Annotated in this window: 16 protein-coding genes; 6 read left to right on the forward strand and 10 right to left on the reverse strand. The window is 60.2% G+C overall.

The genetic code is table 11. The features are described 5' to 3' along the window. Positions 1-398: 398 nt before the first annotated feature. Positions 399-1,676, reverse strand: coding sequence for a zinc ribbon domain-containing protein (locus AC6H1L_RS08865; protein WP_497601133.1), 1,278 nt, complete (start codon positions 1,674-1,676; stop codon positions 399-401). 551 nt (positions 1,677-2,227) lie between these two features. On the opposite strand from AC6H1L_RS08865, the gene AC6H1L_RS08870 reads away from it, so the two are divergent. Both AC6H1L_RS08870 and ftsH read left to right on the forward strand, forming a co-directional pair. After that, positions 2,228-3,217, forward strand: a complete 990-nt coding sequence (locus tag AC6H1L_RS08870) for an N-acetylmuramoyl-L-alanine amidase (RefSeq protein WP_497601134.1) — start codon at positions 2,228-2,230, stop codon at positions 3,215-3,217. A 393-nt stretch (positions 3,218-3,610) separates the two neighbouring features. Next, the gene (gene ftsH / locus AC6H1L_RS08875) at positions 3,611-5,605 is read left to right on the forward strand and encodes an ATP-dependent zinc metalloprotease FtsH (protein WP_497601135.1); all 1,995 of its coding nucleotides are present in this window, start codon (positions 3,611-3,613) and stop codon (positions 5,603-5,605) included. Positions 5,606-5,842: 237 nt separating this feature from the next. Here the strand turns inward: ftsH and AC6H1L_RS08880 are convergent, their stop codons facing one another. The 3 genes from AC6H1L_RS08880 to AC6H1L_RS08890 all read right to left on the reverse strand — a co-directional run bounded on the left by AC6H1L_RS08880 (position 5,843) and on the right by AC6H1L_RS08890 (position 9,621). Beyond that, positions 5,843-8,470 (reverse strand): ATP-binding response regulator, encoded by a 2,628-nt coding sequence (locus AC6H1L_RS08880; RefSeq protein WP_497601136.1) that lies wholly within the window; start codon positions 8,468-8,470, stop codon positions 5,843-5,845. Then, positions 8,463-9,020, reverse strand: a complete 558-nt coding sequence (locus AC6H1L_RS08885) for a chemotaxis protein CheW (protein ID WP_497601137.1) — start codon at positions 9,018-9,020, stop codon at positions 8,463-8,465. The genes AC6H1L_RS08880 and AC6H1L_RS08885 overlap by 8 nt, the downstream gene beginning before the upstream one ends. A gap of 205 nt (positions 9,021-9,225) precedes the next feature. Continuing rightward, entirely contained in the window at positions 9,226-9,621 is a 396-nt protein-coding gene (locus AC6H1L_RS08890; RefSeq protein ID WP_297164626.1) for a response regulator, read from the reverse strand. Positions 9,622-10,061: 440 nt separating this feature from the next. On the opposite strand from AC6H1L_RS08890, the gene AC6H1L_RS08895 reads away from it, so the two are divergent. From AC6H1L_RS08895 to AC6H1L_RS08910, 4 genes are all read left to right on the forward strand, one after another. Continuing rightward, the gene (locus AC6H1L_RS08895) at positions 10,062-10,853 is read left to right on the forward strand and encodes an SDR family oxidoreductase (RefSeq protein WP_497601138.1); all 792 of its coding nucleotides are present in this window, start codon (positions 10,062-10,064) and stop codon (positions 10,851-10,853) included. A gap of 185 nt (positions 10,854-11,038) precedes the next feature. Continuing rightward, on the forward strand, positions 11,039-11,596 hold the full coding sequence (locus AC6H1L_RS08900) for an EXPERA domain-containing protein (RefSeq protein WP_497601139.1): 558 nt from the start codon (positions 11,039-11,041) through the stop codon (positions 11,594-11,596). Beyond that, positions 11,593-12,474 (forward strand): DUF1295 domain-containing protein, encoded by an 882-nt coding sequence (locus AC6H1L_RS08905; protein WP_497601140.1) that lies wholly within the window; start codon positions 11,593-11,595, stop codon positions 12,472-12,474. The genes AC6H1L_RS08900 and AC6H1L_RS08905 overlap by 4 nt, the downstream gene beginning before the upstream one ends. A gap of 141 nt (positions 12,475-12,615) precedes the next feature. Then, on the forward strand, positions 12,616-12,918 hold the full coding sequence (locus AC6H1L_RS08910; protein ID WP_497601141.1) for a DUF1330 domain-containing protein: 303 nt from the start codon (positions 12,616-12,618) through the stop codon (positions 12,916-12,918). 118 nt (positions 12,919-13,036) lie between these two features. Here AC6H1L_RS08910 and AC6H1L_RS08915 read toward each other — a convergent pair whose 3' ends face one another. From AC6H1L_RS08915 to AC6H1L_RS08940, 6 genes are all read right to left on the reverse strand, one after another. Next, a complete protein-coding gene (locus AC6H1L_RS08915) occupies positions 13,037-14,176 on the reverse strand; it encodes a permease (protein WP_497601530.1) in 1,140 nt (379 codons plus the stop codon). Between the two features lie 242 nt (positions 14,177-14,418). Beyond that, positions 14,419-15,270, reverse strand: a complete 852-nt coding sequence (locus AC6H1L_RS08920; protein ID WP_497601142.1) for an energy-coupling factor ABC transporter ATP-binding protein — start codon at positions 15,268-15,270, stop codon at positions 14,419-14,421. Beyond that, positions 15,267-16,199, reverse strand: coding sequence for a cobalt ECF transporter T component CbiQ (gene cbiQ / locus AC6H1L_RS08925; RefSeq protein WP_497601143.1), 933 nt, complete (start codon positions 16,197-16,199; stop codon positions 15,267-15,269). Before cbiQ ends, AC6H1L_RS08920 begins: the two co-directional genes overlap by 4 nt. Continuing rightward, positions 16,196-17,509, reverse strand: a complete 1,314-nt coding sequence (gene cbiM / locus AC6H1L_RS08930; RefSeq protein WP_497601144.1) for a cobalt transporter CbiM — start codon at positions 17,507-17,509, stop codon at positions 16,196-16,198. Before cbiM ends, cbiQ begins: the two co-directional genes overlap by 4 nt. A gap of 493 nt (positions 17,510-18,002) precedes the next feature. After that, positions 18,003-20,195 (reverse strand): cellulose binding domain-containing protein, encoded by a 2,193-nt coding sequence (locus AC6H1L_RS08935; protein WP_497601145.1) that lies wholly within the window; start codon positions 20,193-20,195, stop codon positions 18,003-18,005. 323 nt (positions 20,196-20,518) lie between these two features. Next, positions 20,519-22,117, reverse strand: a complete 1,599-nt coding sequence (locus AC6H1L_RS08940; RefSeq protein ID WP_497601146.1) for a cellulase family glycosylhydrolase — start codon at positions 22,115-22,117, stop codon at positions 20,519-20,521. Positions 22,118-22,838 lie beyond the last annotated feature (721 nt).

Raw genomic sequence — 22,838 nt, forward strand, 5'->3', positions numbered from 1 at the left:
AGTCTACCCAAGAGACAGGCAATTTGCAGGTTTGCCGCCCCTTTATGGCACAATGGGGTAGCTGCTGCTCACAGAGGCAGGCAGAGCGCCAGAGAGACTCAGCCCGCACCGACTGCTACGCGAGCTCAGTCCATCCAGTCAGTGCGAGCTGACAGGTGATCTAGTTGACCGCTGGTTGCTCAGGTCAAGGCTGTGTCAGTGGCCTACCATCAGGAGGCCAGCACAGCGCTCCAGTTGCCCCTTGCCGAGGACAACGGCTTGCGGCCCCATGATCTGCCCTGCAAGGACGCCTGGAGAGGCTATAGTCCTTGCCGGCTGGAGAGCCAGAGCTGTCATGAGTGGCAGACAAGCAAGCGGCAAGCCGGCTGGAAGGTCAGGCGAGCGCGCAAGGTCGGCGCCTACGAGACAAGCTGGCCTGTCCAGGTACCTGAGCCGGCCTGGACCGACGTTGAGTTCCCATTATCGCAGGTGACGGAATATGAAGGGGACTTCACGGTGCCCTTCAGATTGCGCGCATCCACAAAGCTGCCCTCTGCTGTGATGGAGTGAGGGGCGGCATTACAGGTCACCGGCCCTGTGAGCGTTTCAAAGACAACCGTATCCTGGCTCACGGCCTCTTCATAGGTAATCTTGCCGCCGCGATACGTCCCCCGGCAGGTTGCTACCATTGTCTCCTGATAGCGGATATTATTAGAGGTTACCCCGCTCATCGTATGCGGCTGCCCATCATCCTGCATGCCGTTCGCATAGCTGGCGCAGACTGTTCCGCCAGCAGGATCAGGATGGCCCGTAACCGTGAAGGTGCCGTTCGCCGTTTGCGATCCGCTTGTCGCAGTGAAGTTCACCTTGAAGCTGGCATCATCCGGCGGGGCCCCATTGGGACCAGGTGTATGAGCCTGGCCCTGCGGCACAATCACCACCGTCACCCCTTGCTGCACGCGGTTGTTGTTGGCATCTGCCGCCGTCAGCGTATGCTGGCCCACCTTCCAATCGCTCGTTACATTCAGATTCACACGCACCAAGCCATTGCTATCGGTTTTAGCATTCACTCCCGAAAGAGGCCGCCCATCCAGATAAAAGGTCACCTGCGAGTCCGACGCAAACTGCTCCCCACTTACCTGCAAGCTGGTCCCTGTAGCGCCCGCGGGCAGAGATCCAACGTGATAGCTGCTACTTATCCGTAGCTGGGGATGGCGCTGGCCCGGACCAAGCAGGTTGAAGGTCACCAGGGACCCGGCCAGGACCACGACTATAGCCAGAACCACGCCCCCAATGAGCAAGAGCCTGCGGGGAGGCTGCGGGCGCTTCCCTCCGGTCCCAGTTGGAATGGTATAGAGCGGCGGATATTCCGGTATCCCCGGCGGCGGGGGGGGTGTGAAGACACTTCCCCCCGCCAGCTCCGTCCCAGGTCCTGCTCCATAAGGGGGGACACCATACTGCGTTGCTCCATATGGCTCAGCGCCAGCCGCTGGTACTGTGAGCTGATAAGGGTCAGCCGGCGCATGGGTCGCTCCGGCTAAGCGCGTTGGTTCAAGCGGAGAGCCTGACTGACCCTCATTGATGCTGGCCCGAGCTGTTGGCTCGTGCGGCGCTGCGCCATAGAGTGGTCGACCGCAACTTCCACAGAAATGAGAGTCAGCCGGCACACTGGCGCCACAATAAGGACACTGCTGCATACTAGCTCACCTTCCCCCTCAATCGAGGCCTTGAAAGCAATAAAATAGAGACCTGATAGCCTATAAACATGGTGGGACCACCGCAGAACTGCTACTGCTACCGTGAAGTAAGCGCAGCGACACTCTCTTCTACTTCGATAAACGCAGCGATGGGCAGATTCTCTGGTTCCAATAGACCGATGCCCCTTTCAACGAGGCCGATAGCCCCTAGCAGATCCCGGGAGGCAAGCCCTGGCTCGGGCCACGCGCTCTCCATTCCCTTTCCTATCAATCACTATTCTGGGCTAATAAAAAATATTTGCTTAGCCGAGTATACTTTTAGATAGAAAGCATCACAGGCTACAATGGCCATGTTTCGCTGTAAAACAGCATAGAGTTCACTATCATTGCTGCTTGCTTGATTATTGAGCAAGAGCAGCGATGATAGCAGATGGGGCAGATCTGTAGCCTGGCAGCCTGTGGCTTTGCTTGAACCTGGAAAGGAGCAGTATGACCTCAGTGATCTTGCCTGCGCGAGAGTGCCAGCAGCGGTTAGAGGAGGTGTCTCAGCGATGACCGACTACGCGGGAGCCATTCCGATGTATGTGGATCGCTCGCGGGTCTTCATCGACGCCAACCAGCCCAAGTGGATCGTCATCCATAAGACCGCGGGCTTTCATACAGCGCAGGAGGTGGCCAATTACTTCGCCACGAATGCGGAGATGACCAGTACCCATTATGTCGTCGGACAAGATGGAACGGTCGTCCAGTGCGTGCGCGAGCAGGATGGCGCCGGCGGGAACTGCTGTCTGGAACCGGGGCATGCGGCCTTTTTGCCCGAGGGGGTCAATCTGAACCTCTTCACGATTAGCATCGAGCATGTCGACCCCGCGACGGATAACTCGACACCGCTCACCGATGCCCAGAAACGCGCTTCCTTCCGCCTGATTGCGGACATCTGTGAGCGCCACGGGATTCCCCGGCGGCATGGTGATGCCAACGGTGGAATCATCGGGCATTTTGAACTTGACCCCATTTCGCGCGCGCGCTGCCCGGGGAACTATCCCTGGAATGAGTTGTGGGCGTTTCTTGAGCAAGGAGGGTTTATGCTGGATATCCAGGCCACTCGTGGCTACTTCACTGATCTGGGGAATAATGTCTGGCGCTGTACCAAGACGGGCTACGTCGTCGGTCATGGCATCCTGGATTTCTACCGCCGCTATGGAGGCGATGCCCTCTACGGCCTGACCTACCTCGGGCTGCCCCTCTCCAATGAGACGCCTGTCACTGGCTACAAGGGCGTGGTCTTGCAACGCTTCGAGCGAGGAGTCGTTTGCTGGGACCCCGGCCATCAGGTGGATAATCCTCCCGGCTCCGGCCCGGCCTACTTGATGCACCTCGACCGTGGCCCCGGCCAGGACCCGCGCATCTTCACGCTTCAGCAGCAAGTGGCCACTCTTCAGCAGCAGGTGAATACGCTGAAACAGGAGGTCGATCTGCTCAAGCAGGAGTTGGATGCGCAGGAGCTTGGTTCAGGTTCGCCTGCTAAGCCGACAGGTTAGCTTAGCAAGTGAGCCGGTAACTCTGCCACAAGTTGAGCCTTGAGGCACCGCGCAGGCCTTGCCTCAGCGGAGAAAGGGCCTGCGCGGTGCCTCCTCTATGCTCCTGGTCATCGGCCCTGCCATTTGCTCCCTCCTTCAACCCGATCCCTTCCTCGCCTTTCAAGGCGGCCTTTAACTCGGTGCACCAGGCTAGCGCTCTTTCCCTCGGATGGGATATCATAGTATAGGAATTATTCCAACCCACTAGCTTCGCTCATCCGTATTACCGTATAAAATACAGAAGCAGCGACCGCGCCTGATCGCCTGGCGGCTAGAGCTGGCCGGCTATTCCTGGCCAGCGGACCAGTCTGCCGCTGGGGCGGTCTCGTCGAGCAGAAAGCAGGTCTGAACAAGATGGAAGCTCAGGCTTTACATACCTACGAGCGCGGCCCCGACGGCCCTCCACAGAGCAGGCCTCCGCGCTTGAATACTCCCCCCAATCCCAACGGCAGCGGCAACAACAACAATAATAACAATGAAAGCTTGACTTCGTTGCTGCTGCGCTCCCTGGTGATTGTGGGCATTCTGCTGCTTGGCTGGTGGGCCTTGCAGTCCTTCTTGCAGGGTGGGAACGGCAGCAGTAACCAAAACGCAATCGAGATCCCTTACAGCTCTTTCTACGCAGAAGTCGAAAAAGGCAACGTCAAGACGGCGGTTTTCCAGGGACAGGATGTGACCGGCGAGTTTAAGACGCCGGTGGCCGATCCCAATAACCCCGGCAAGACGTCGAAATATTATCACTTTACGCAGCTAGCAAGCGGAGACCCCAAGCTGATCCAGCTCTTGCTACAGCACAATGTCTCGGTCTCCGCTAAGCCGGCCAACGATGGCAGCCTGTGGCTGAACATCCTCTTTAACGCGCTGCCCTGGGTCTTTCTGGGAGTGCTTTTCCTCTTTATTATCAGACGCGCCACCCAGGGTCAGCAGAATATCTTTAGCTTCGGCAAGAGTCGGGCGCGCGTGATCATGGAGGATCGGCCCAGCACGACCTTCGCCGATGTTGCCGGCGTTGATGAGGCTAAGAACGATCTCATCGAGATCGTCGAGTTCTTGAAAACGCCTCAAAAGTTCCAGCGCCTGGGCGGCAAGATCCCGCGTGGCGTGCTCCTGGTTGGGCCACCAGGCACCGGCAAAACCCTGCTGGCGCGCGCCGTTGCCGGCGAGGCTGGGGTCCCCTTCTTCTCGATGTCCGGCTCCGAGTTCGTCGAGGTGCTCGTTGGCGTCGGGGCCAGCCGCGTGCGCGATCTCTTCGATCAGGCCAAAAAGGCCGCGCCCAGCATCATCTTTATCGACGAGATCGACGCCGTCGGGCGCCAGCGTGGAGCCAGCATCAATAGCAACGACGAGCGTGAGCAGACGCTCAATCAGTTGCTGGTCGAGATGGATGGCTTTGATGTGCGGCAGGCGGTAGTCGTGCTGGCGGCGACCAACCGGCCCGAAGGACTGGATAAAGCCCTGCTGCGCCCCGGTCGCTTTGATCGCCGTGTGACGGTGGACCGCCCCGACTGGAAAGGTCGCCTGGCGATCCTGCAGATCCATACGCGCAAGGTGCCTTTGGCCCCGGATGTGGACCTGGAGGCGATCGCGCGGGCCACGCCGGGCATGGTCGGCGCCGATCTGGCCAACCTGGTCAATGAGGCCGCTCTGCTGGCGGCTCGCCGCAATCTGGACAGCGTCAATCAGAATTGCTTCCTGGAGGCGCTGGATAAGATCGTTCTGGGCGCTGAACGTCCGCTGGTGCTGAGCGAAGAGGATCTGAGGGTGGTGGCCTACCATGAGGGCGGCCATGCCTTGACCGCTCTCTTGACCGAGCATGTCGACCCGGTCGGCAAAGTGACGATCGTGCCGCGCGGGCAGGCTCTCGGTGTGACTCGCTATCTGCCACTCGATGATCGCCACAATTACTCTCGCGAGTATCTTGAGGCGCGCCTGGTGACGGCCCTCGGGGGCCGTGCCGCCGAGGAGGTAGCTATCGGGCGCATTACAACCGGCGCAGAGAATGACCTGCAACAGGTGACGCAGATCGCACGTCACATGGTCACTAACTGGGGCATGAGCGAGCGCATTGGCCCGCTCTTCTTCCAGGAGCGCGAAGATCCCTTAGAGCGCGCCGCTTTCGGGCGCCGTGACTATAGCGAGAAGACGGCCTCCCTGATTGATAAGGAGGTCGATCGCATCGTGAAAGCCGCCTATAATCGCGCCCTGAACTTGCTGCGCGAACACCGCGTCACGCTGGATCGCATCGCTCAGGCTCTGCGCCTCTACGAGACGCTCGACGCCCAGCAGCTGCGCCAGATCATGATCGAGACCGGCTCGATTAAAGCCGCAGCTAGCTACTATCGCGAATAGAGGAGAGAGCTGACCAGAGCCGCTAGCGAGCGGTCTGCCTCTCTGCAGGATCTTGCAGAGTGATTGGCCTTTGGCCCTCAGAGCTTACTGCGCTAAGGCCACCAGGCCAGGAAAGCAGGAGGAAGGCTCCCCTTGCCAGAGCGAATGGAGCGGGAGCCTCCTCCTTCTCTGCTTTGGTCACAGCCTACACCTTAACGGGTCGCTATCGCTGATGAGCGAACGGGCAGCACACTGGACCTACGTTGCAGCCGACTGCTCGTTTAGCACAGCTCCAATGGTTTCTAGAAGCAGCTCGGGAGGAGACGGCTTGATCAGATACGCCTGGGCCCCGAGGTCCTGGGCTGAGCGCCGATGCTTCTCCGACGAGCGAGCTGTGAGCATGATGATCTTGAGCGACTCAAAGCGTGGGCTGGCCCGAATCATGCTCAGCAGCTCATAGCCGTTTAAGTGAGGCATCTCAATGTCAAGTAGCAAAACATCTGGCGGCTGCTCTAGCAACAGTTCCCAGGCCTCCATCCCATCGCGCGCCTGAATTACCCGATAGCCGGCTCGCTGGAGCGTCTGCTGCAAGGACTGGCGGATATAGACCGAATCGTCAGCGATCATAACCGTCCGTCCGGTGCTGGCAGCCAGCGGCTCACGGCGGCTGGAGAACGGTTCTGGCGGAGCCTTTGCCGGCGGCGCCTGGGCTGCCTCCGCCGGGGGAGAGAGACGCGTCAGATCGACAACCAGCAAAACATTGCCCTGGCCGTCAATGGCCGCCCCCATGATGCCCGGGCGCCGCAGATAGGGGGCCAGGGGCCGTACCACCAGCTCCATCCCCCCCAGAACCTCATCGACCTCAACCGCCCCACACGGCAGACCGTCCTGCAAGAGAAGCCAGGGACGTGCTTCAGCCGCTAACGTGGGAGCGGCCTCATCCTGCGCCTTGCCCGGCAGATTCAGCAAACGGTAGAGTGGCACGGCAGAGGCCGGCAACGGCGGGGCCTGAGCCGAGACCTGGCTTGTCTGCTCTAGAGGAATTCGTCCCGCCATAATGCGGCGCACCTGAGAGAAAGGCAAGATCAGACGCTGGCCCGCGGTGCGTACTAGCAGGCCGTGCATGGCCCCATGCAGACGAGGCAAGGTCAGATAGAAAGTCACACCCCCCAGGCCATTACGCTGAGCGGCCACGGTCCCTTGTAGCTGCTGAATGGGTCCCTGAACCAGCTCCAGCGCCCCCGCTCGCACCGGCGTTGAAAAGCCCAGCTCCAGCGATACCTCATTGCCGACCGCGTGAGCATAGAGCCAGACCCGCCGCTCTTGCTGCTCCTCTCCACCATCTTCGGCATGTGCACTGCTCAAACTTGTGATCATACCATAGCGTACCAATTGCAGCAGCGGGCGAGCCAAGGCCTCCAGAATATCCTGATCAACTTCTGTTGTCTCGCCGCGGGTTTCAAAGTAGACCCGTTGGCGCTGGGCGTCAGCACTCATCCTGATGGCGCGCCGAATGCGCGGCAGCAAGACAGCCAGCGGAGCTGAGCGTAACAAGAGCGTCTCACCCCGCACCCGATTGGCAAGATCCATATGGCGACGCAGCACGCGATCAAGGCGAGTGAAGGCCGCGCGAACCTGAGCCGAGGCTGTACTGACATCAGCAATCGCCTCGGAGAAGGCTCGCAGTAGTACATCGCTCTCAGTATAGCGATCAACCTCCATCTCATCCCAGGACGTCGCCTCGCGCGCCTTAAGCGCCAGAGCACTCAACCGCTGGCGCGGTTGAGCATGGGCCTGAGTGTGGCGGCCATACTGCTCCGCCTCCTCTAAAATACGGGCCACCAGCGAAGACAGAGGCTGCTGGGGGGGAGCGCGATGGGAAGTCTGTGGGATCTGCCCCAGCTCACTGAGGGAGAGGGGGTTAAGCGAAAGCAGCGTCTCCAGATACTGCAGGCGCGCCTGAGCGGCATACAGCTCCTGCAGGGCAGACTCCAGCTCGCGACGAGCGCTCTCCAATGGCTCCCGTTGCTCGGCCAGATGCTCGCTGTTAAGCACGAGCCGTTTGAGACGCTCCGCATCGACCAACACAGAAGGCAACGGCGAGCCGGACTCACGTGGCGTCCGCGTGCGGAGATGAAAGCGGGCGATCTCTTCGCGCAGCGGCGAGCGGGGCGCTAGCTCTTCCTCCTCCAACAGCGCCGCCTCATCAGCAGCGGTGAGAGCGATCAGGCTTTCCGAGGGCGTACGGCGCACGCTGCCAAACTCATTCAGGGCCTCATAGTCGGCCTCCAGCTCGGTGAGCGGCGCACTACTCTCTTGCCCTGTCTCAACGATGCTCTGCAGGGTCGCCTCCAGGGCGCGGACCGCTTGTACCAGGGCCATGAGACCGATCATCATCGGTACTGAGCCATCGCGCAGCGAGCCGACGAGCATTTCGATATAGTAGGCAATCGTCGACATCGATGGGCAGCCGACGGCGCCGGCGGTCCCTTTCAATTTATGGGCACAGCGGCGCAATGCCTCTAAACGGCCCTCATCAAGCTGATCCTCTTGTTCAAGCTGAGCCAGGGCCTGACGCATCGCAGCGATATCCTCATCGGCCTCGGCGGCAAACAGCGCAAGCATGTCGTCGAGGCCGCCCTCAGATGAGGGCGAGCCGGTCGCTGGCTCGCCTCCTTGGGCGTTCGCAGCCGTGGCCCTGTCTGTCAAGCCGTCGTTGGCCTCAGTCGCCGCCGCGCTGACCACCTCGGACTCGCTAGCTCCCTCCGGTGGCTCTAAATCCTCCATCTGGCGGAAGGCCTCGATAATCGCCAGATCCTCGGGCGTTAGCTGCGATTCCTCTTCAGGTTCAGGCACTTCCGGTCGATCGTTCCGCGGCTCAGCCATAGAATCCTGCCCTCTCTATCTCGCGCACAATCTCAGTCAGCAAAGCTGGCACATCTAAGACGGGATCAGTGCCATGCAGGCCGCGCAGCAGCTCACGGCGCACAGGCAGCGCCTCGCACTGCTCCAGAGGCGTATATTCCAGGGAGAGGATCGAGCCGATGGCGGGGACAAGCAGGCCAATGGGCTGCTCGGGATAATCGGCGACCAGGAGCATGCCCTCATCAGCGGGCGTCGTGGGGGCCCCACAGAGGAAGCCAGGCAGGTCAACGGCGGCAATGACCTCACCGCGCCAGGCGACCAGGCCAAGCAACCAGGCCGGGGAAGCGGGCAAAGCGGCAAAGCGATGGGGGGGAGGCACTACCTCACAGAGTGCCCTCAGTGAAACAAAACAGCAGCCCTGTCCTAGCGACAGGCTGCATTCTAGATACTCCTCGGGATGAGTCGCTGCCGGAACCATGCGAGCCAGCTCACGCGCATAGTTCCAGAACTCCTCATCGCTCAAGGCCTCCAGCGACCTGGAGAGAAACCCTCCCGCACGTGGTACAACCATCTTCTCTTCGCTCGCGCCGCCGCGGGCAGCACTACCCTCGTGCTACTCGTTTGTGCATTGGGTGGTGATGGGAACTGAGCGAACGGATGAATAACTCTCTCTATCCGTCTGCCTGCCACGCGCTTGCCCAAGCGACCGATCGATCGGGTGAGCACAGCGATTGGACAGCTCTCGCTCAATCAATCGCTCGCCCGGCAGGCTCAAGCTAGCTATAGGTTGGTGTTGGGCTGCCCAGATGGGCATGCACTACCGAAATGACATCCTGCGTTCGGAATGGCTTAGTGAGGTAATCCTTGGCTCCGGCCAGCCGTCCCTTGAGACGATCAATCACCCCATCTCGACCCGAGAGCATCACGATGACCGTGTTGCCAAATTGGGGCTTTGTGCGCAGAATGCGCGCAATTTCGTAGCCATCCATCTTTGGCAAACCGATATCGAGGATCACCAAATCTGGAACGCGATGTTTATGCTTCGTGAGAGCTTCTAGCGCCTGAATCCCATCAGGATAGCTGACATAATCAAAGCCCTCACGTCTCAGGCTGGTCTCGATGATCTTGCGCACGGTCAGCGAATCATCTATCACCATGACGAGTTTGCTCATAGTGTCTCCCTCTCTCTGCTTCCACACTACTACCTTCCTTCAATCCGCCCACATACAACAGTCTGTATGTATCGGATGACCCCCTGCGCTGCCTTCATCCTAAAGGCGGCGCTGGTAGAGCTGTCGCTTCGACTCCCCCGTGCTGCTCTCTCAGGATCGTCTCCTGATAAAACGTCGAAACACCCAGCCTACTCAGGTGACATATTGGGGCTGTAGCAATAGTACCATAGGCGTCCGCAAAGTGCAATACAAGGGCATAAAAAACTGATTAAGATTTTTACCGCGGTCAAACATGGCGCGCGGCTTGAGCCTGGGAGCGGCGCCCGCACCTGATGTGGTAATCTAGTAGCAACAGGCAAGCCGCCTGCGGCGAATCCAGAAGGATGGTCATTGCCTGGCTATTGCTACTCTTTCTGCCAAGCAGTAGAGGAGGCTTCTGAATGGCGGATACGCCGTTTCGCGAGCATGTGGTCATCATTACGGGTGCCTCGCGCGGCATTGGTGAGCAGCTCGCCTATCAATTGGCGGCTCAGGGTGCCTGGCTGGCCCTGGCCGCGCGCAGCAGCGAGGCCTTAGAGGCTGTCGCCTCTAGCTGTCGGGCCCGCGGTGCCCGCGCTCTGGCGATCCCGACCGATCTGCGCGATGAGGCTCAATGTCGGCGCCTGGTTGAGCGCACGGTCCATGAGTACGGTCGCCTGGATATGCTGATCAACAACGCCGGCATGGGCTTCCCGCGCCGTTTCGAGGCCCTCGACGATCTCTCAACGATCCGCCATGAGATCGAACTGAACTATTTGGGAACGGTCTACTGCACCTATTACGCCCTGCCCTATTTGAAGCGCAGTCGGGGGCGCATTGTCGGGGTTAACAGCTTTGGCGGCCTGCTCGGTCTCCCAGGTACCGCCGGCTATAATGCCTCAAAGCATGCCATGCGTGGCTTTTTGAATACGCTGCGCACAGAGCTGCACGGTAGCGGGGTCAGTGTCTCGATCACCTATTTGAGCGCTGTCCGCACGCCACGTCTGCAGGAGGTCATGGGCGAACAGGCCAATAAGGTGCCTGCTCTCGATCCCGCCCGCTGCGCCAGTCTGATTCTGCGCCAGGCCGCCCGCCGCCGTCGCGAGCAGGTGCTGACGCTTTCGGGCAAAACGCTGGTCTGGCTGAACCGCTGGGCGCCGGCCCTTGTCGAACGACTACTGGCCTCGACGGCCTTGATCTCTTACCGCGAGTAAGTCAGATGGCCAGCGCGCTGAGAGCTTTCCAGGGCTGGGGCCGCCTGTTTGTCGGTCCTGGCTTGACGCGGCCTGCGTTGGCCGACGCCAGGGGCTGACCTTCCTTCCTTCCTTTCTTTACCTTACAGCGATCCTGGTCTTGTCCGCTGGGCCAGGTTGCAATCTCCTTCAAGGAGGCTGTTGTCGTGACGACTTTGGAGCCTGTCCCTCTCTCTCAACGCCACATCGACTGGTTATTGATCGCTTTCTTCGCTATCAATCTGCTGTTCGTGACTTATTTGATCGATATCGAACAGATTATTATTCCTGACCCCCTGCACTTCAGCTATCCGCTCTGGCCGCCTCGCCCGGTGGTCGATCTGATCCACTGGTGGGGCCAACATTTTGATCCGCTGCTGATGGCCCGTCCGGTCTTCTTTAAGGTGACGATCTGGCTGGACGATTTGGTTTACGGTCCCTTCTATCTGGTGGCGATCTATGCTTACGCGAAGGGGCGCGAGTGGATTCGTCTGCCGAGCATCATCTACGCGGTGGCCATGATCGAGGGTGTGGTGATGATTCTGAGCGAGGAAGCTTTCGGTGTCTATCGCTCTCCCCAGCTAGGGGTAGTGTTTGCCGCTAACGCTTCGTGGATCATTTTCCCGCTGCTGATTCTATTCCGTATGGGACTGCGCGAGCATCCCTTTAGCCGCCCGGCACTGCTGACCAGGGCAGCTGTGGCGGGGGAAGGAGCCAGAGGATGAAGCGTGCTTTTGCGCTGGTTATCCTGGCCTATGGGCTGGCGCTGGCTGCCGCCTGGGCGATTCTTTGGCCCTTACAGGACTGGCCGCCTCTGGCGGCTTTGGCTGTGGCCGACGGGCTGGCGACTGTGGTGGTCTTTGTCTTCAGCGTGCTGACAGATAATTCGAGCCTCTACGATCCTTATTGGAGCGTGGCCCCGGTCCCGATCGCGCTTTTCTGGTTATTCCAGCCCTCTTCGGATGGCCTGGCCAATGCGCGCCATGTGCTGATCTTTGGTTTGCTCTGTCTCTGGGCGCTGCGCCTCACCTGGAACTGGGCCCGGCGCTGGCATGGTCTGGAGCATGAGGACTGGCGCTATGTGGATATTCGCAAGAGTACTGGTCGCTGGTACTGGCCAGTGAGCCTGCTTGGCATCCACTTGATGCCAACGGCGCTGGTCTTTTTGGGCTGCTTGAGCCTGTGGCCTAACCTGAGCGATCGTGGCACGCCACTCAGGCCCGCTGATGGGCTGGCGGCTGTGGTGACGCTGGCGGCGATCGCGATCGAGGCCCTGGCCGATCAGCAAATGGAGAGCTTCCGGGCCCGGCCTGCCGCCGAGCGCGGACCTTTGCCGCCGGGCCTCTGGTCCTGGCCGCGCCATCCCAACTACTTCGGCGAAGTGCTGTTCTGGTGGGGCCTCTTTCTGTTTGTTCTGGTAGCCCACCCGGCTTTCTGGTGGACACTGATCGGGCCGCTGGCTATTCTGATACTCTTTCTCGGGGTCAGTATCCCGATGATGGAGCGTCACCTGTCGGCAAAGTACCCTGCTCTCTACACCGAGTATCGGCGACGCGTCTCTCCCTTTGTCCCCTGGCCACCACGTTCGCGTCCACCGCAGTGAGCAGCAGGGGGCGGAGGTCGTGCTCAATGTGCTATAGTGTTTTTGTCCTGTGAATGTGGCTCTGGAGCAAAAGGCAGAGAAAGCCAGCGGGCCAGGCGACAATGCCAGAACGGATGCAATCGCTAGAACAGGAGGAGAGCAATGGCTGTCTATATCATCGCCAGTATTGACATCACCGATCCCGAAGAGTATCAAGAGTATGCTCGTCAGGCCGGCGCCACCGTGGCCCAATACGGAGGCAGATATCTGGCTCGGGGAAGCCAGATTGAGACGATCGAGGGCGATTGGAAGCCTGGCCGTATCGCCCTGCTGGAGTTCCCGACGGCTGAACAGGCCTGGGCCTGGTACAATTCTCCCGAGTACAGCGCGATTCGCGGTATTCGCCAGCGCGCCTCTCACTCACGCTTGATTCTTGTCCACGGTCTTCCTGAGCAGCCAGCCTGAACAGCTCAGGCTCTGGCAGCCAGCACCGGGCGGCTCTTTCCTCTCTTCTTAGCTGGCCATGTGAACCTCATGAGTGAGAGGGCCTGGCTGGCCACTCTCCTCATGAGGTCGTGTGTTGCTAGCCGTGAGAGCCGTGCTCATGAGTATGGGAGACCTCAGATGGCTCGCGCGCTGGCCGGTTCATCATGGTCAGCATGGCCGGGCCTCCGGTGCGCAGAAAGCGGATGATGAGCGCCGCCGCCAGCAGGAGAGCCAGCAGATTCAGGACAGTGGTGTAGTTCCAGTGTAGCCCTTCGCTGATGGCGGCAACCGTCCGCTGAGCCGGGATAAGGCCCAGAAGGCTAAAGAGAAGATCCACCAGGTAACCGGCCAGCGCCATTGTGATGTAGAAGGTCAGGAGCAAATAGCCTGCCACGCGCCAGCCGTAATACTTGCGATAGATGTCCAGAATAGGCAACACAATCAGGTCGGCAAAAATAAAGCTGACAAGACCGCCGAAGCTGATACCGCCACGCCAGAGGACCGCCGCTAAGGGGACATTGCCCACAGAGCAGACAAAGCTGATGATGGCTATCAGTGGACCTACTAGCGGCCCTTCGATCGTCGCCAGCGTAGGGTTATCGCTCAGGAAGAAGGCGCGCCAGAAGTTGGCGGGTACCCAGGCCGCCAGGGCCCCAGCGATGAGGAGGCCCAGCAGGACATCGGTCCAGACCGCCGCCCAGTCCATGACAAAATAGTGGCTGATGGCTGTGAAAGCGCGCCCGCTCCAGAGACGCCGCCAGAAAGGACCGTTTCCCTCCAGACTCATATCCATAGCCGCATGGCCTTCCATTCTTCCGCTGAGGCCGCGCTGCGCTTGCTCCTGAGCCTGCGCTACCAGCTTGCGCGTGAGCGTGAGCCGGAAGATGAGCGCTAGAAGGATGACCATGAGGAGGCCACCAAGGTATTGCGCCAGCAGGAAGGGCCAGCCGAGCAGGACCAGTAAGATGAGGCCCAGCTCAATGACCAGATTGGTGGAGGCTAGCTCAAAGACCATCGCCGCAGTGAAGCTGGCTCCCTTACGGAAGAGCGCGCGCGCCAGAGCGACCGCCGCATAGGAGCAAGAGCTAGAGGCGATGCCAAAGAGAGTGGCCAGCGCTAGATGACGGGGGGCCTCGCCGCCGAGCAGGCGCGCCAGCGTTCTCCGCGGGACCAGAGCCTGTACCAGCGCCGAGAGCCCGAAGCCGAGGACGAGCGGCCAGAGAATCTCCCAGAACATATTGAAGGCGCTGCTGAGCGCCTGCACGATGAACAAGGCGGCCTCTCCTCACTTTCTCATCGCAAAGCCCAGCCCGCTCTTGCCTGCGAGAGCGGATCTGGCTGATCTCTGCTCAAGGCCGGCGAACGACAAGCACTTGCTAAGACAGCTTAGGCCGTCCTGGCCGCGCCTGTCAAGCTCAGGCGAGCAGGGTTCAGCCGGGCGACCCTCGCTGAGCGCCCGCCGTGCCCAATCGCTTAAAGCTAGAGGGAGGAGGCTGGGGCATCGCTTGGAGCCTGCGGCTCTATCTCTTTTTCCAGAGTCAGGAACCAGCTACGGTGCAGCTGTGGATGGATGAGATTGGCGCGGATCAGTAGGGCGCGATCGCGCAAGATCTCCTCCGGCTGCCCATCGGCCAAAATGCGCCGCTCTTCACCAAGCACTAGCACACGACGCGCAATCAAGGGCACAATCTCCAGTTCATGCGTGGCCGTCACAATGGTCCGGCCCTGCTCCCCCAGACGCCGGATCAGATTGACCAGCACCCACTTGGTGCGCGGATCAAGTGAGGCTGTCGGCTCGTCCAGCAGAATGACCTCTGGCTGCAGCGAGAGCACTGAGGCAATGGCTGCCCGCTTTTTCTCGCCTCCCGACAGCTCAAAAGGCGCACGATCGGCCAGATGGCTGATCTCCATCAGCTCTAGCGCCTCCTGACAGCGCCGCTTGACCTCCTCGCGCGGCAGGCCGAGCTGCAGTGGCCCAAAGGCGACGTCATCGAAGACTGTGGCGCTGAAGAGCTGCACATCAGGATCTTGAAAGACCAGCCCGACCTGACGATGAAACGTAAATGTTTCCTGACCAGCCGCGACCGCCTGAATCTCGCGGCCCAGCGCCCGCATATAGCCCTCTTCCGGCGCCAGCAAACCATCGAGCAGCTTCAGCAGGGTCGATTTGCCGCTCCCATTGGCACCCAGCAGCGCAATTTGCTCGCCATGAGTAATCTCCAGATCGATGCCGTCAAGCGCCAAATGCCGACCGTGATAGCGATAGCGCACCCCACGCAACTGATAGATCACCTGCCCCGGCTGCAGCGCCGAGACCTGCATCAAGCTCATATGCTGATCCTCCCCAGGAAAAAGAGGCCGACCGCCAGCAGAGCTGCGCCCAGCAATGCCAGCACATCCCCAGCCCGCAGGCGATAATCGCTATAGGTGCGAATGGTGCCTGTGAAGCCACGCGCACACATAGCCGTATAGACCTCGTTGCTCATCTGGAAGGAGCGATTCATCAAGGTCACCAGAGCGGTCACGATCCAGGCCCGCTGCTCACCACCGCTCGTCAACCCTACCGTGCGACTCTTGCGCGCCTCAAAGAACCCATTGACGGTATGCAAAAAGAGGAAAATATAGCGGTAGGTCATCGAGAGCAGTAAAATAAAGATCTGCGGCACACGCAGGACCTGCAGACTCTTGAGCAGATCGGCCCAGCGCGTCGTGAGAATCAACAGGACAGCCAGAGAGACAGCATCGCCCACTCGCATCACAAAGATAGCCGCTCCCAGTAGGCTGGCCAGAGTCGGCCCCAGGTGCAGCGGCCCGATGACTAGCTCAAAGAGGCGCGGCCCGCCGCTCGTGAAAAAGATCGATGGCAGAATAACGATGCCCGCGAAAAAGGGGATGCCCAGCCAGACCCGGCGCACAAAAAAATCAAAGGGAAGCAGACTGAGACGCGCCGCCAGCAAAAGGACTCCGTACAGCAGTAGCAAGGCTAGCAGCGAGTGAGAAAGGCTGGCAGCCAGCACCGTCACCACGAACATGCCCAGCTTGACGCGCGGATCAAGGCCCTGCAGCCAACCTGGACGGCGCGCATGCTCCTCTGTAAAGACGGCGCGCTCAATGGCCTCCGTCACTCCCGCTAGCGTCTGTTCGACCCAGCCAAGCTGACGACGCACTTGCCGCCGCGTCTGGCGCTCTCGCATCAGACGCCCAGGTCCCTCGCTGGCCTCGGTCTGCTCCCTTAGCTGGTCGCCCGCTCCCACGCTCATAGAGCCTCCTCGCGCGGCTGCGCTTGCCTTTCACTTGCCCCTGCCTCATCTCCAGCGTGGCCAGTCAGGCGGCGTATTAGCAGCATCAGGCCAGAGACCACCAGCACCAGCAAGAGAATGCCGATGATACCACTGATCTCGTAGCCCAGTGCGGCATGCCACAGCGGCGCATTTGGGGCCGTAAAGAAGTCAGCGTTGATATTGTAGCCACTCAAGGGCGCGTTCCAGAGGCCATTGAGATCGCGCAGTCCCTGGGGAATATAGCCAAAAGCCTTCTGCACATCCTCGGGACTGCCCTCCCCGAAGGCAAAGCCTGGCGCAATCAGGCCCAGCGGCGCGAAAATGGCCAGCGCCATGAAGAAGGTTCCTACCCGTTTCAAGCGCGCCGGCAAGACCAGCCAGGTCAGGGGCAGGAGCACTACGGCGATGCCTAGCACGATCAGGAGCATGATGCCCACATCCGACCAGCTCACCTGCGACCAGTCCGCGCCAAAGAGATGGTCAAGGCGTCCTCCCCCAGTGATCAGGCCAGCGACAAAGAGCAGGACCAGCACTAGCGGGATCGCCAGCGCAAAGATGCGCCAGAGCGGCAATGTCTGCACTTCGCCGGTCGGCACGTCGCCGCCACTTACCGCCTCGCGCAACGTCGTGAGAAAGGTCGGGTGATGCTTCTGGATGTAGGCAAAGCCGAGGGCCGTAATCAAGGCTTCGACTAACGAGGCCCCAAAGGCGTGCGAGAGGAGCATCGCCGGCACGGCTACAGCGAGAGGATAGGGACTATAGAGGGCATGCCCGTTCTGCTCAAAGAGCAGCGGCTGTAGACCTAGCTCAATGCCGACCGCTAGAGCCGCCGCAGTGATCCCCAAATAGGCCCCAATGGCCGCCGCCCAGACGCGCCGCGTCGACAGCACCGGTGAGCGCCCGGCGATGAGTCGATAGGCATAATAACCGACAAACGGTAAAATTACCCCCATGTTCAGACAATTGATAAAAATAGCGAGAATGCCCCCATCGCCAAAGAAGAGCGCCTGAATAATCAGGGCCACGCTCACGCAGAGCGTAGCCGCCCAGGGACCTAGCACGATGGCGATCAAGGTACCGCCAACTCCGTGGGCCGTTGTGCCGCCGGGCACCGGCACATTGAACATCATGATAGTGAAGGAGAGCGCCGAAAAGATGGCCATCAGCGGCACCGTACGCCGGTTCAGTACATCGCGTACCTTATGTGTGGCTAGCGCCCAGGCAGGAACCGTCACTACACCGGAGCCGAGGGAGAAGACAGGCGAGAGATAGCCGTCGGGTATGTGCATGGCAGGAACCTCCGTAGCCCGCTCAGAAAAGAGACCACTGCCCAAGTGAGAGGAAGATCGCAGACGCCAGGTGCTATAGCGTAGGAACAAGCAGGCCGGTCAGCCTGGCGGCTCGCCCAAGCCTCGATTCTCGCCAGCCACCAGCCATAGCTGCCTGTCAAGTGCAATTGCAAATCTTTCTCAATAACTACTGGTAAGTATAGGGAAGCGGCAGGCTGCCTGTCAAGGGCACCAGCGACGCGCCAGCCGTCTTTCAGGATCTCCCGGCCGCGCTCCGCTCCGGGCGCGAACAGGACCAGTGAGAGCGACCGTCGGGAGCGGAATAGCGCTCAAGAGAGCAAGGGCGAGGCCGACGGAGCAGGTGCTCTCTCCGCAGCCTCGCCCTTCTTCCAGGGTGGGTGCTCGTGCTCGTTCGTATCCAGCAGGGGCGCTTAGATAGTGTCTGCTCGCTCTCCAAGAGCTGCTGAACGTTGCCGGCTGGGCAGGCTCCTTCTCATTGTGGAGCTGGCAGAGGGCCTGTCGAGCCACACTGACCGCTACCAGTGCCTGAAGGGACCGCCAGCGGGCCGGTCTCGATAAAGCAGAGGAAGCTATACTCTTTGCTGGCATTGGCCAGGCCATTGTATTGCCCATTCAGCAAGCCATAGCTATCCTCGCCATTGAGGGCCCAGTAGGTCCAGTTCAGATTACTCACGGCCACCCCAGAGCCTCCTGATCCATAGCTGCTCTTAATAAAGTTCACCAGGTCTGTGAACCACTGACCCTGCGAACCGGCGCCGCTGGAGACCAGATCGCTGGCACTATTGCCAGTGCCAAACTCACCAATCCAGACAGGCGCCGAGCTGTAGGGCTGAGCCCCGGTATTGCCCCAGGGATAGCTGCTATGACCCGGCCAGGTCGGATTGACCCCGTTCGGCGTTGCAATATAGGCCCAATTGCTCGTCCAGACATCGACCAGGCTCGAACTGGAGCAGCCGCTCTTGTAGCAGGTACTGCTATTGAACCAGCTCTGAGGATAGAGCGTCGGACCATAGTCGTGGGCCGAGTAGACCACCTGATTGCTGACCGCCGGCCCCAGGCTGCTGGCATTGCCGCCAGCGTTGAGCACGATTGGCGCGCCGGGATTATTGCTATTGCCATTGACTCCCTGCAGGCTACCACCCCACCAGGTGCTGGAGTAGGGGCCGTTAGCATGCGTGCCTGAAGGCGTCGGATAGGCCGAGACCCCCTCCACAAAGATCAAAGGATAGCTCCAGCCGTGTGCGCGCGCATCACCAAGCAAGGTATCGGCGGCGCGCTCTGCGGCCAGGCGCCAATCGTGGCAGGTCGAGGTCGCCACGCAGGCCGGCGCGAACGGATTCGGATTTGGGTTGCTTGCTGGATCGATGCCATCGCCAGAACCCCACTGAGCGCCGCTGGCATACTGATTGGGATAGGTTCCCTCCACATGCGGCTCATTGCGCAGGTCATAGCCCAAGACGATCGGCCAGCCATCGGAGGCCAGATAATTCACTGTGACGGTATCCGTCGCTCCCATCGTCTGAGGAATGCCGTGTACCCAGCGCTGCACACTCACCCAGTCGTTGATCCAGCTACTCTCGGGATAGGCCGAGGTGTACCAGAGCCCGCTTTGCTCCGCAGACTCACCCGCCTCCGACCGGTGATTGTCAAGGATCACATGCAGGCCAATGGAGCCGGCATAGTTGATGATCTTGGCCAGGATATCGCGCGCATGTAGCCCAACGCACGAGGGACAGCCAACGTCGTTCTGCGGCACCGGGTCGGACTCCCACATCTGGTTTGAGAAGGGAATACGCAGGGTATTATACCCATAGCTTTTGACCAGATTGAGAATCGTCGAGATATCGTACGACCAGAGGCCGTGCGCCACATAGTCGGGGGTCTCAAAACCATACCAGTTGATGCCACTGATCACGAACTGGCTGCCATTGGGCGCCAGGATCTTCGTCCCGCTGGTTGTCCACCCGCCGCCTGTGCTACTTCCTCCACCGGCGCCCGCCGTGGGGGTTAGTGTCGGCGCGCTGGTCGGCGTGGGCGAAGGTGTCGGCGTTGGACTGGCTCCGCCAGGCTCCGTACCCCACACCAGTTGGCCGTTAAGGTAGAGCGTTACCTGCGTCCACGGCGCATAGCTCGTCTGCGTCGCGCTCCATGAATAGTCATTTGCCTGGTTATAGTTGCTCCAGTCGCTCTTATTGAAGCGTACCTGGATCTCGCCGCTATTGCCACCAGGCAGAATGGTGCCCGCCGCACTGCTAAAGCTGATCTGGAGATAGGTGTCAGCGGTTGCTGTCGGCGTGCTCAGCGCCACAAAGGTGCCGCTCAGATTGTTACAGCCGACAGCGGCATAGTCGCACCAAAATTGCTGGGATTGGCTGCCGTCCTCAGTATACCAATAGCGGATCGTCAGGCTACTGAGGGCCACGCTGGAGCTGGTATTATTGACGATTTCAAAGTGAGGACGAGGCGTATTTGTTGTGGCACTGGTATTGGCATCGGCATACTCCAGCACCAGCCCGGAAGGGGCAGACTGCGCATGACTAATGCGCGTCGTGCCAACGACCACCCCTAGCGAGCTGAGGAGCAGCACCACAAGCAGAAGCGCCCCGACCCACCAGCGTCCTTGCAGGGGTCGCATACGCGCACGCGAGAAGAAGGATGGCTTCATGCCCACTGCCTCCTTGTTGCATCGAGAGCCTGTACACTCCTCTGGCAATGCAAAGGAGAGGCGAGGTGAGGTGAGGCTGGCTGGCTATGCGCGCGGGCGGACCGGACCAGCGGCGTGAGGCCTCCAGTCCAGTGGGAGAAAGAGGCCTACTCAGACGAGCTGCCTCTTTCCCCCGTCTGTCCTCCTGTCGCCTCACTCCAGCGCAGCGCTTCGGTGCTCGTCCAGCCTCACCCCAGGAGAGCTAAAATCTATGGACATACCAGCAGGCGCGTCCGTGCGATGTTGGCCATCCCTGACCTGCTGCTGGTATCAAGGCTGCCAGGTCAGACGACGCTGCAGCTGACTCCATTGAGAGTGAAACTCGTCGGAGCTGGATTGCTACCGTTCCAGGTGGCCAGGAAACCCGGTGGCGAGCTGAGCGAGCCGCCCGCAGGGATCTGGGCGTTGTAGGAGGCATTGGTAATGGTCACCTGGGCCCCCTGCTGGGTGTAGCTGCCGTTCCACAACTGGGTGATCTGCTGACCAGCCGTAAAGCTGAAACGTAGAGTCCAGCCGTTGATAGGACTGCTGCCCGTGTTGGTGATGCTGATGCTGGCCTGGAAGCCACCCGGCCATTGGCTGACAACGCTATAGTGTACTTGACATGTGGCGCCCGCGCTCGGCGTGGGGGACGGCGTCGGCGTAGCCGTCGGCGTTACGGTCGGTCGCGGCGTCGGCGTCGGCGTTACGGTCGGCGCAGTGGTCGGCGTGGGAGATGGCGTCGGTGTAGCCGTCGGCGTCGGGGTGCTACCACCACCGCTGCTGGCCAGAGCAATCAGGTGATCGTGCAGGCCCTGCCCGTAAGGCGTAGGCGTGCCGTTGTAATTGCTAATCAGTGATGGGAACGAGCTGCAGTCATAGGTGTCCCAGGCCCAGCCAAGATAGCCGATGCCATGCTGGTCAAACCAGGCCATCGCCGTGTCGATGAACCCATGCGCACAGTCGTTCTCGCCGATTTCGCCAGCAATGACCGGCACTTGAGCCGCAACGGGAGCGACCTGGGAGTCCCAGCAGCTTGTGCTGCTGCAAGCGTTGAAGTTGTACAGGTGGAAGGAGGCTACCAGATTGTTGAGCGGATCAGTGGGTTTGTACTGCAGCCATTGTGAGAGGTTGTTAGAGTAGGCCAGACCTCCCAGCATGATCACATTTGTGGCCCCAGTAGCCCGCACCGTGTTGACCAGCGTCTGCATGCCAGCGACGGCGAACCCTACATCGCTGCAGGGGCTGGCGTTGGCCGCTGTGCTGCCATCGCGCCAGCAGGCCCAGCTGCTGGTATACGGCTCGTTGTAGAGGTCGAAGATGACCGCGCTGTTGTTTTTGAAGGCATTGGCGACTGAGGTCCAGAAGGCCGGTGCGTGATCGAGGTCAGGCATCGGCTGCTGCCCGTTGGCTTGCTGGGTGCCCGGCGCGTTCCAGTGCAGGTCGAGAATGACAATGAGATTGTCAGATGTCAATGTATTGACGAAGTTGATGATCTGCTGCTGATAGGTGGCGGCGGAGTATTGGGCAGCCGGGTAGCCATTGATGCCAAGCCAACAGTCCTCGTTGAGAGGAATGCGCACGGCGTTGATGTCCCAGCTTAGCATGGCGTTGATGGCGTTGGTGTCGACCGGCCCGTCGAAAACAGTGGTGGCCGTGCTGCTACGACACATGTACTCGGAGCCGGAACGGTCAACCCCAAGCGGTCGGATGACCTGGTTCTGCCCGTTGAGTAGCTGGTTTCCAGAAACATGCAGGCCCGTGACAGAAGGCGCTGCGTGGGCACGTAAGGCATGCGATCTGACCCCCAGATAGGTGGCCAGGGAGAAGGAGGCCAGAACAAGTAGGAGAGAGAGCACCGCGTACCTCAGTCGAGGCCAGCGACACGCGGATGGTGAGGCCATAATTCCCCCCCTTCTAGTACAAAAGAAGTAGCTTCCTTGCTCACCGGGGTCGCGCTTCCCTGCGACAGAGATAGCACTGCGCCCGGCGCGCACCGTGGTCGATTGCCCGTGGTTCCGGTTCTACCACAGCTTCGTAAACGGTATCGTAAACGATACCGTAAACGTTTACGAAAGTAACTATACCCGCCAGAGCGCCCTTTGTCAAGGCGCCGGTCGCCTCTTCCATCCTGGCCTTCCAGCGGATCAAAGCCGTTGCCAGGCGCCGCCGAGTCCCCGACAGTCTGCAGTGCCTCCCACCACGATAGGAAAAAGAGGTGATCAGCAACGGGGCTACGTCAATGGATAACTGCAAAAGCGACTTGACATGATATGTTCTAAAAATTCTTGAATGAAAAGATGGGCGCGTCTGTTCCCCACTCTGACCCGCCTCCGGTTATTGCTGAGTGTCTCCCTCTATTGCAGAGCTTGCGGCTTGAGCAGCTAATTGACAGAGAAAACGCTGACGATTACAATTTATGTAATCGATTACGGTATCGATTACGGAAACGATGACAAGGCCTTCGCGCAGGTGGAGAGCCGAGGGGGATCTGATGCGGCGAGTTAGCCCACGAGAATGCGAGCACACTGGCAAGGAAGCGGACCAGGTAAGCCACTACAGCATGAGGGCGACCGCAGATGCCGGGTATTTGTCGATCCAGGCTGGCGGCGCTGGCCGGCGCTG

This window comes from Thermogemmatispora argillosa (genome assembly GCF_059696725.1).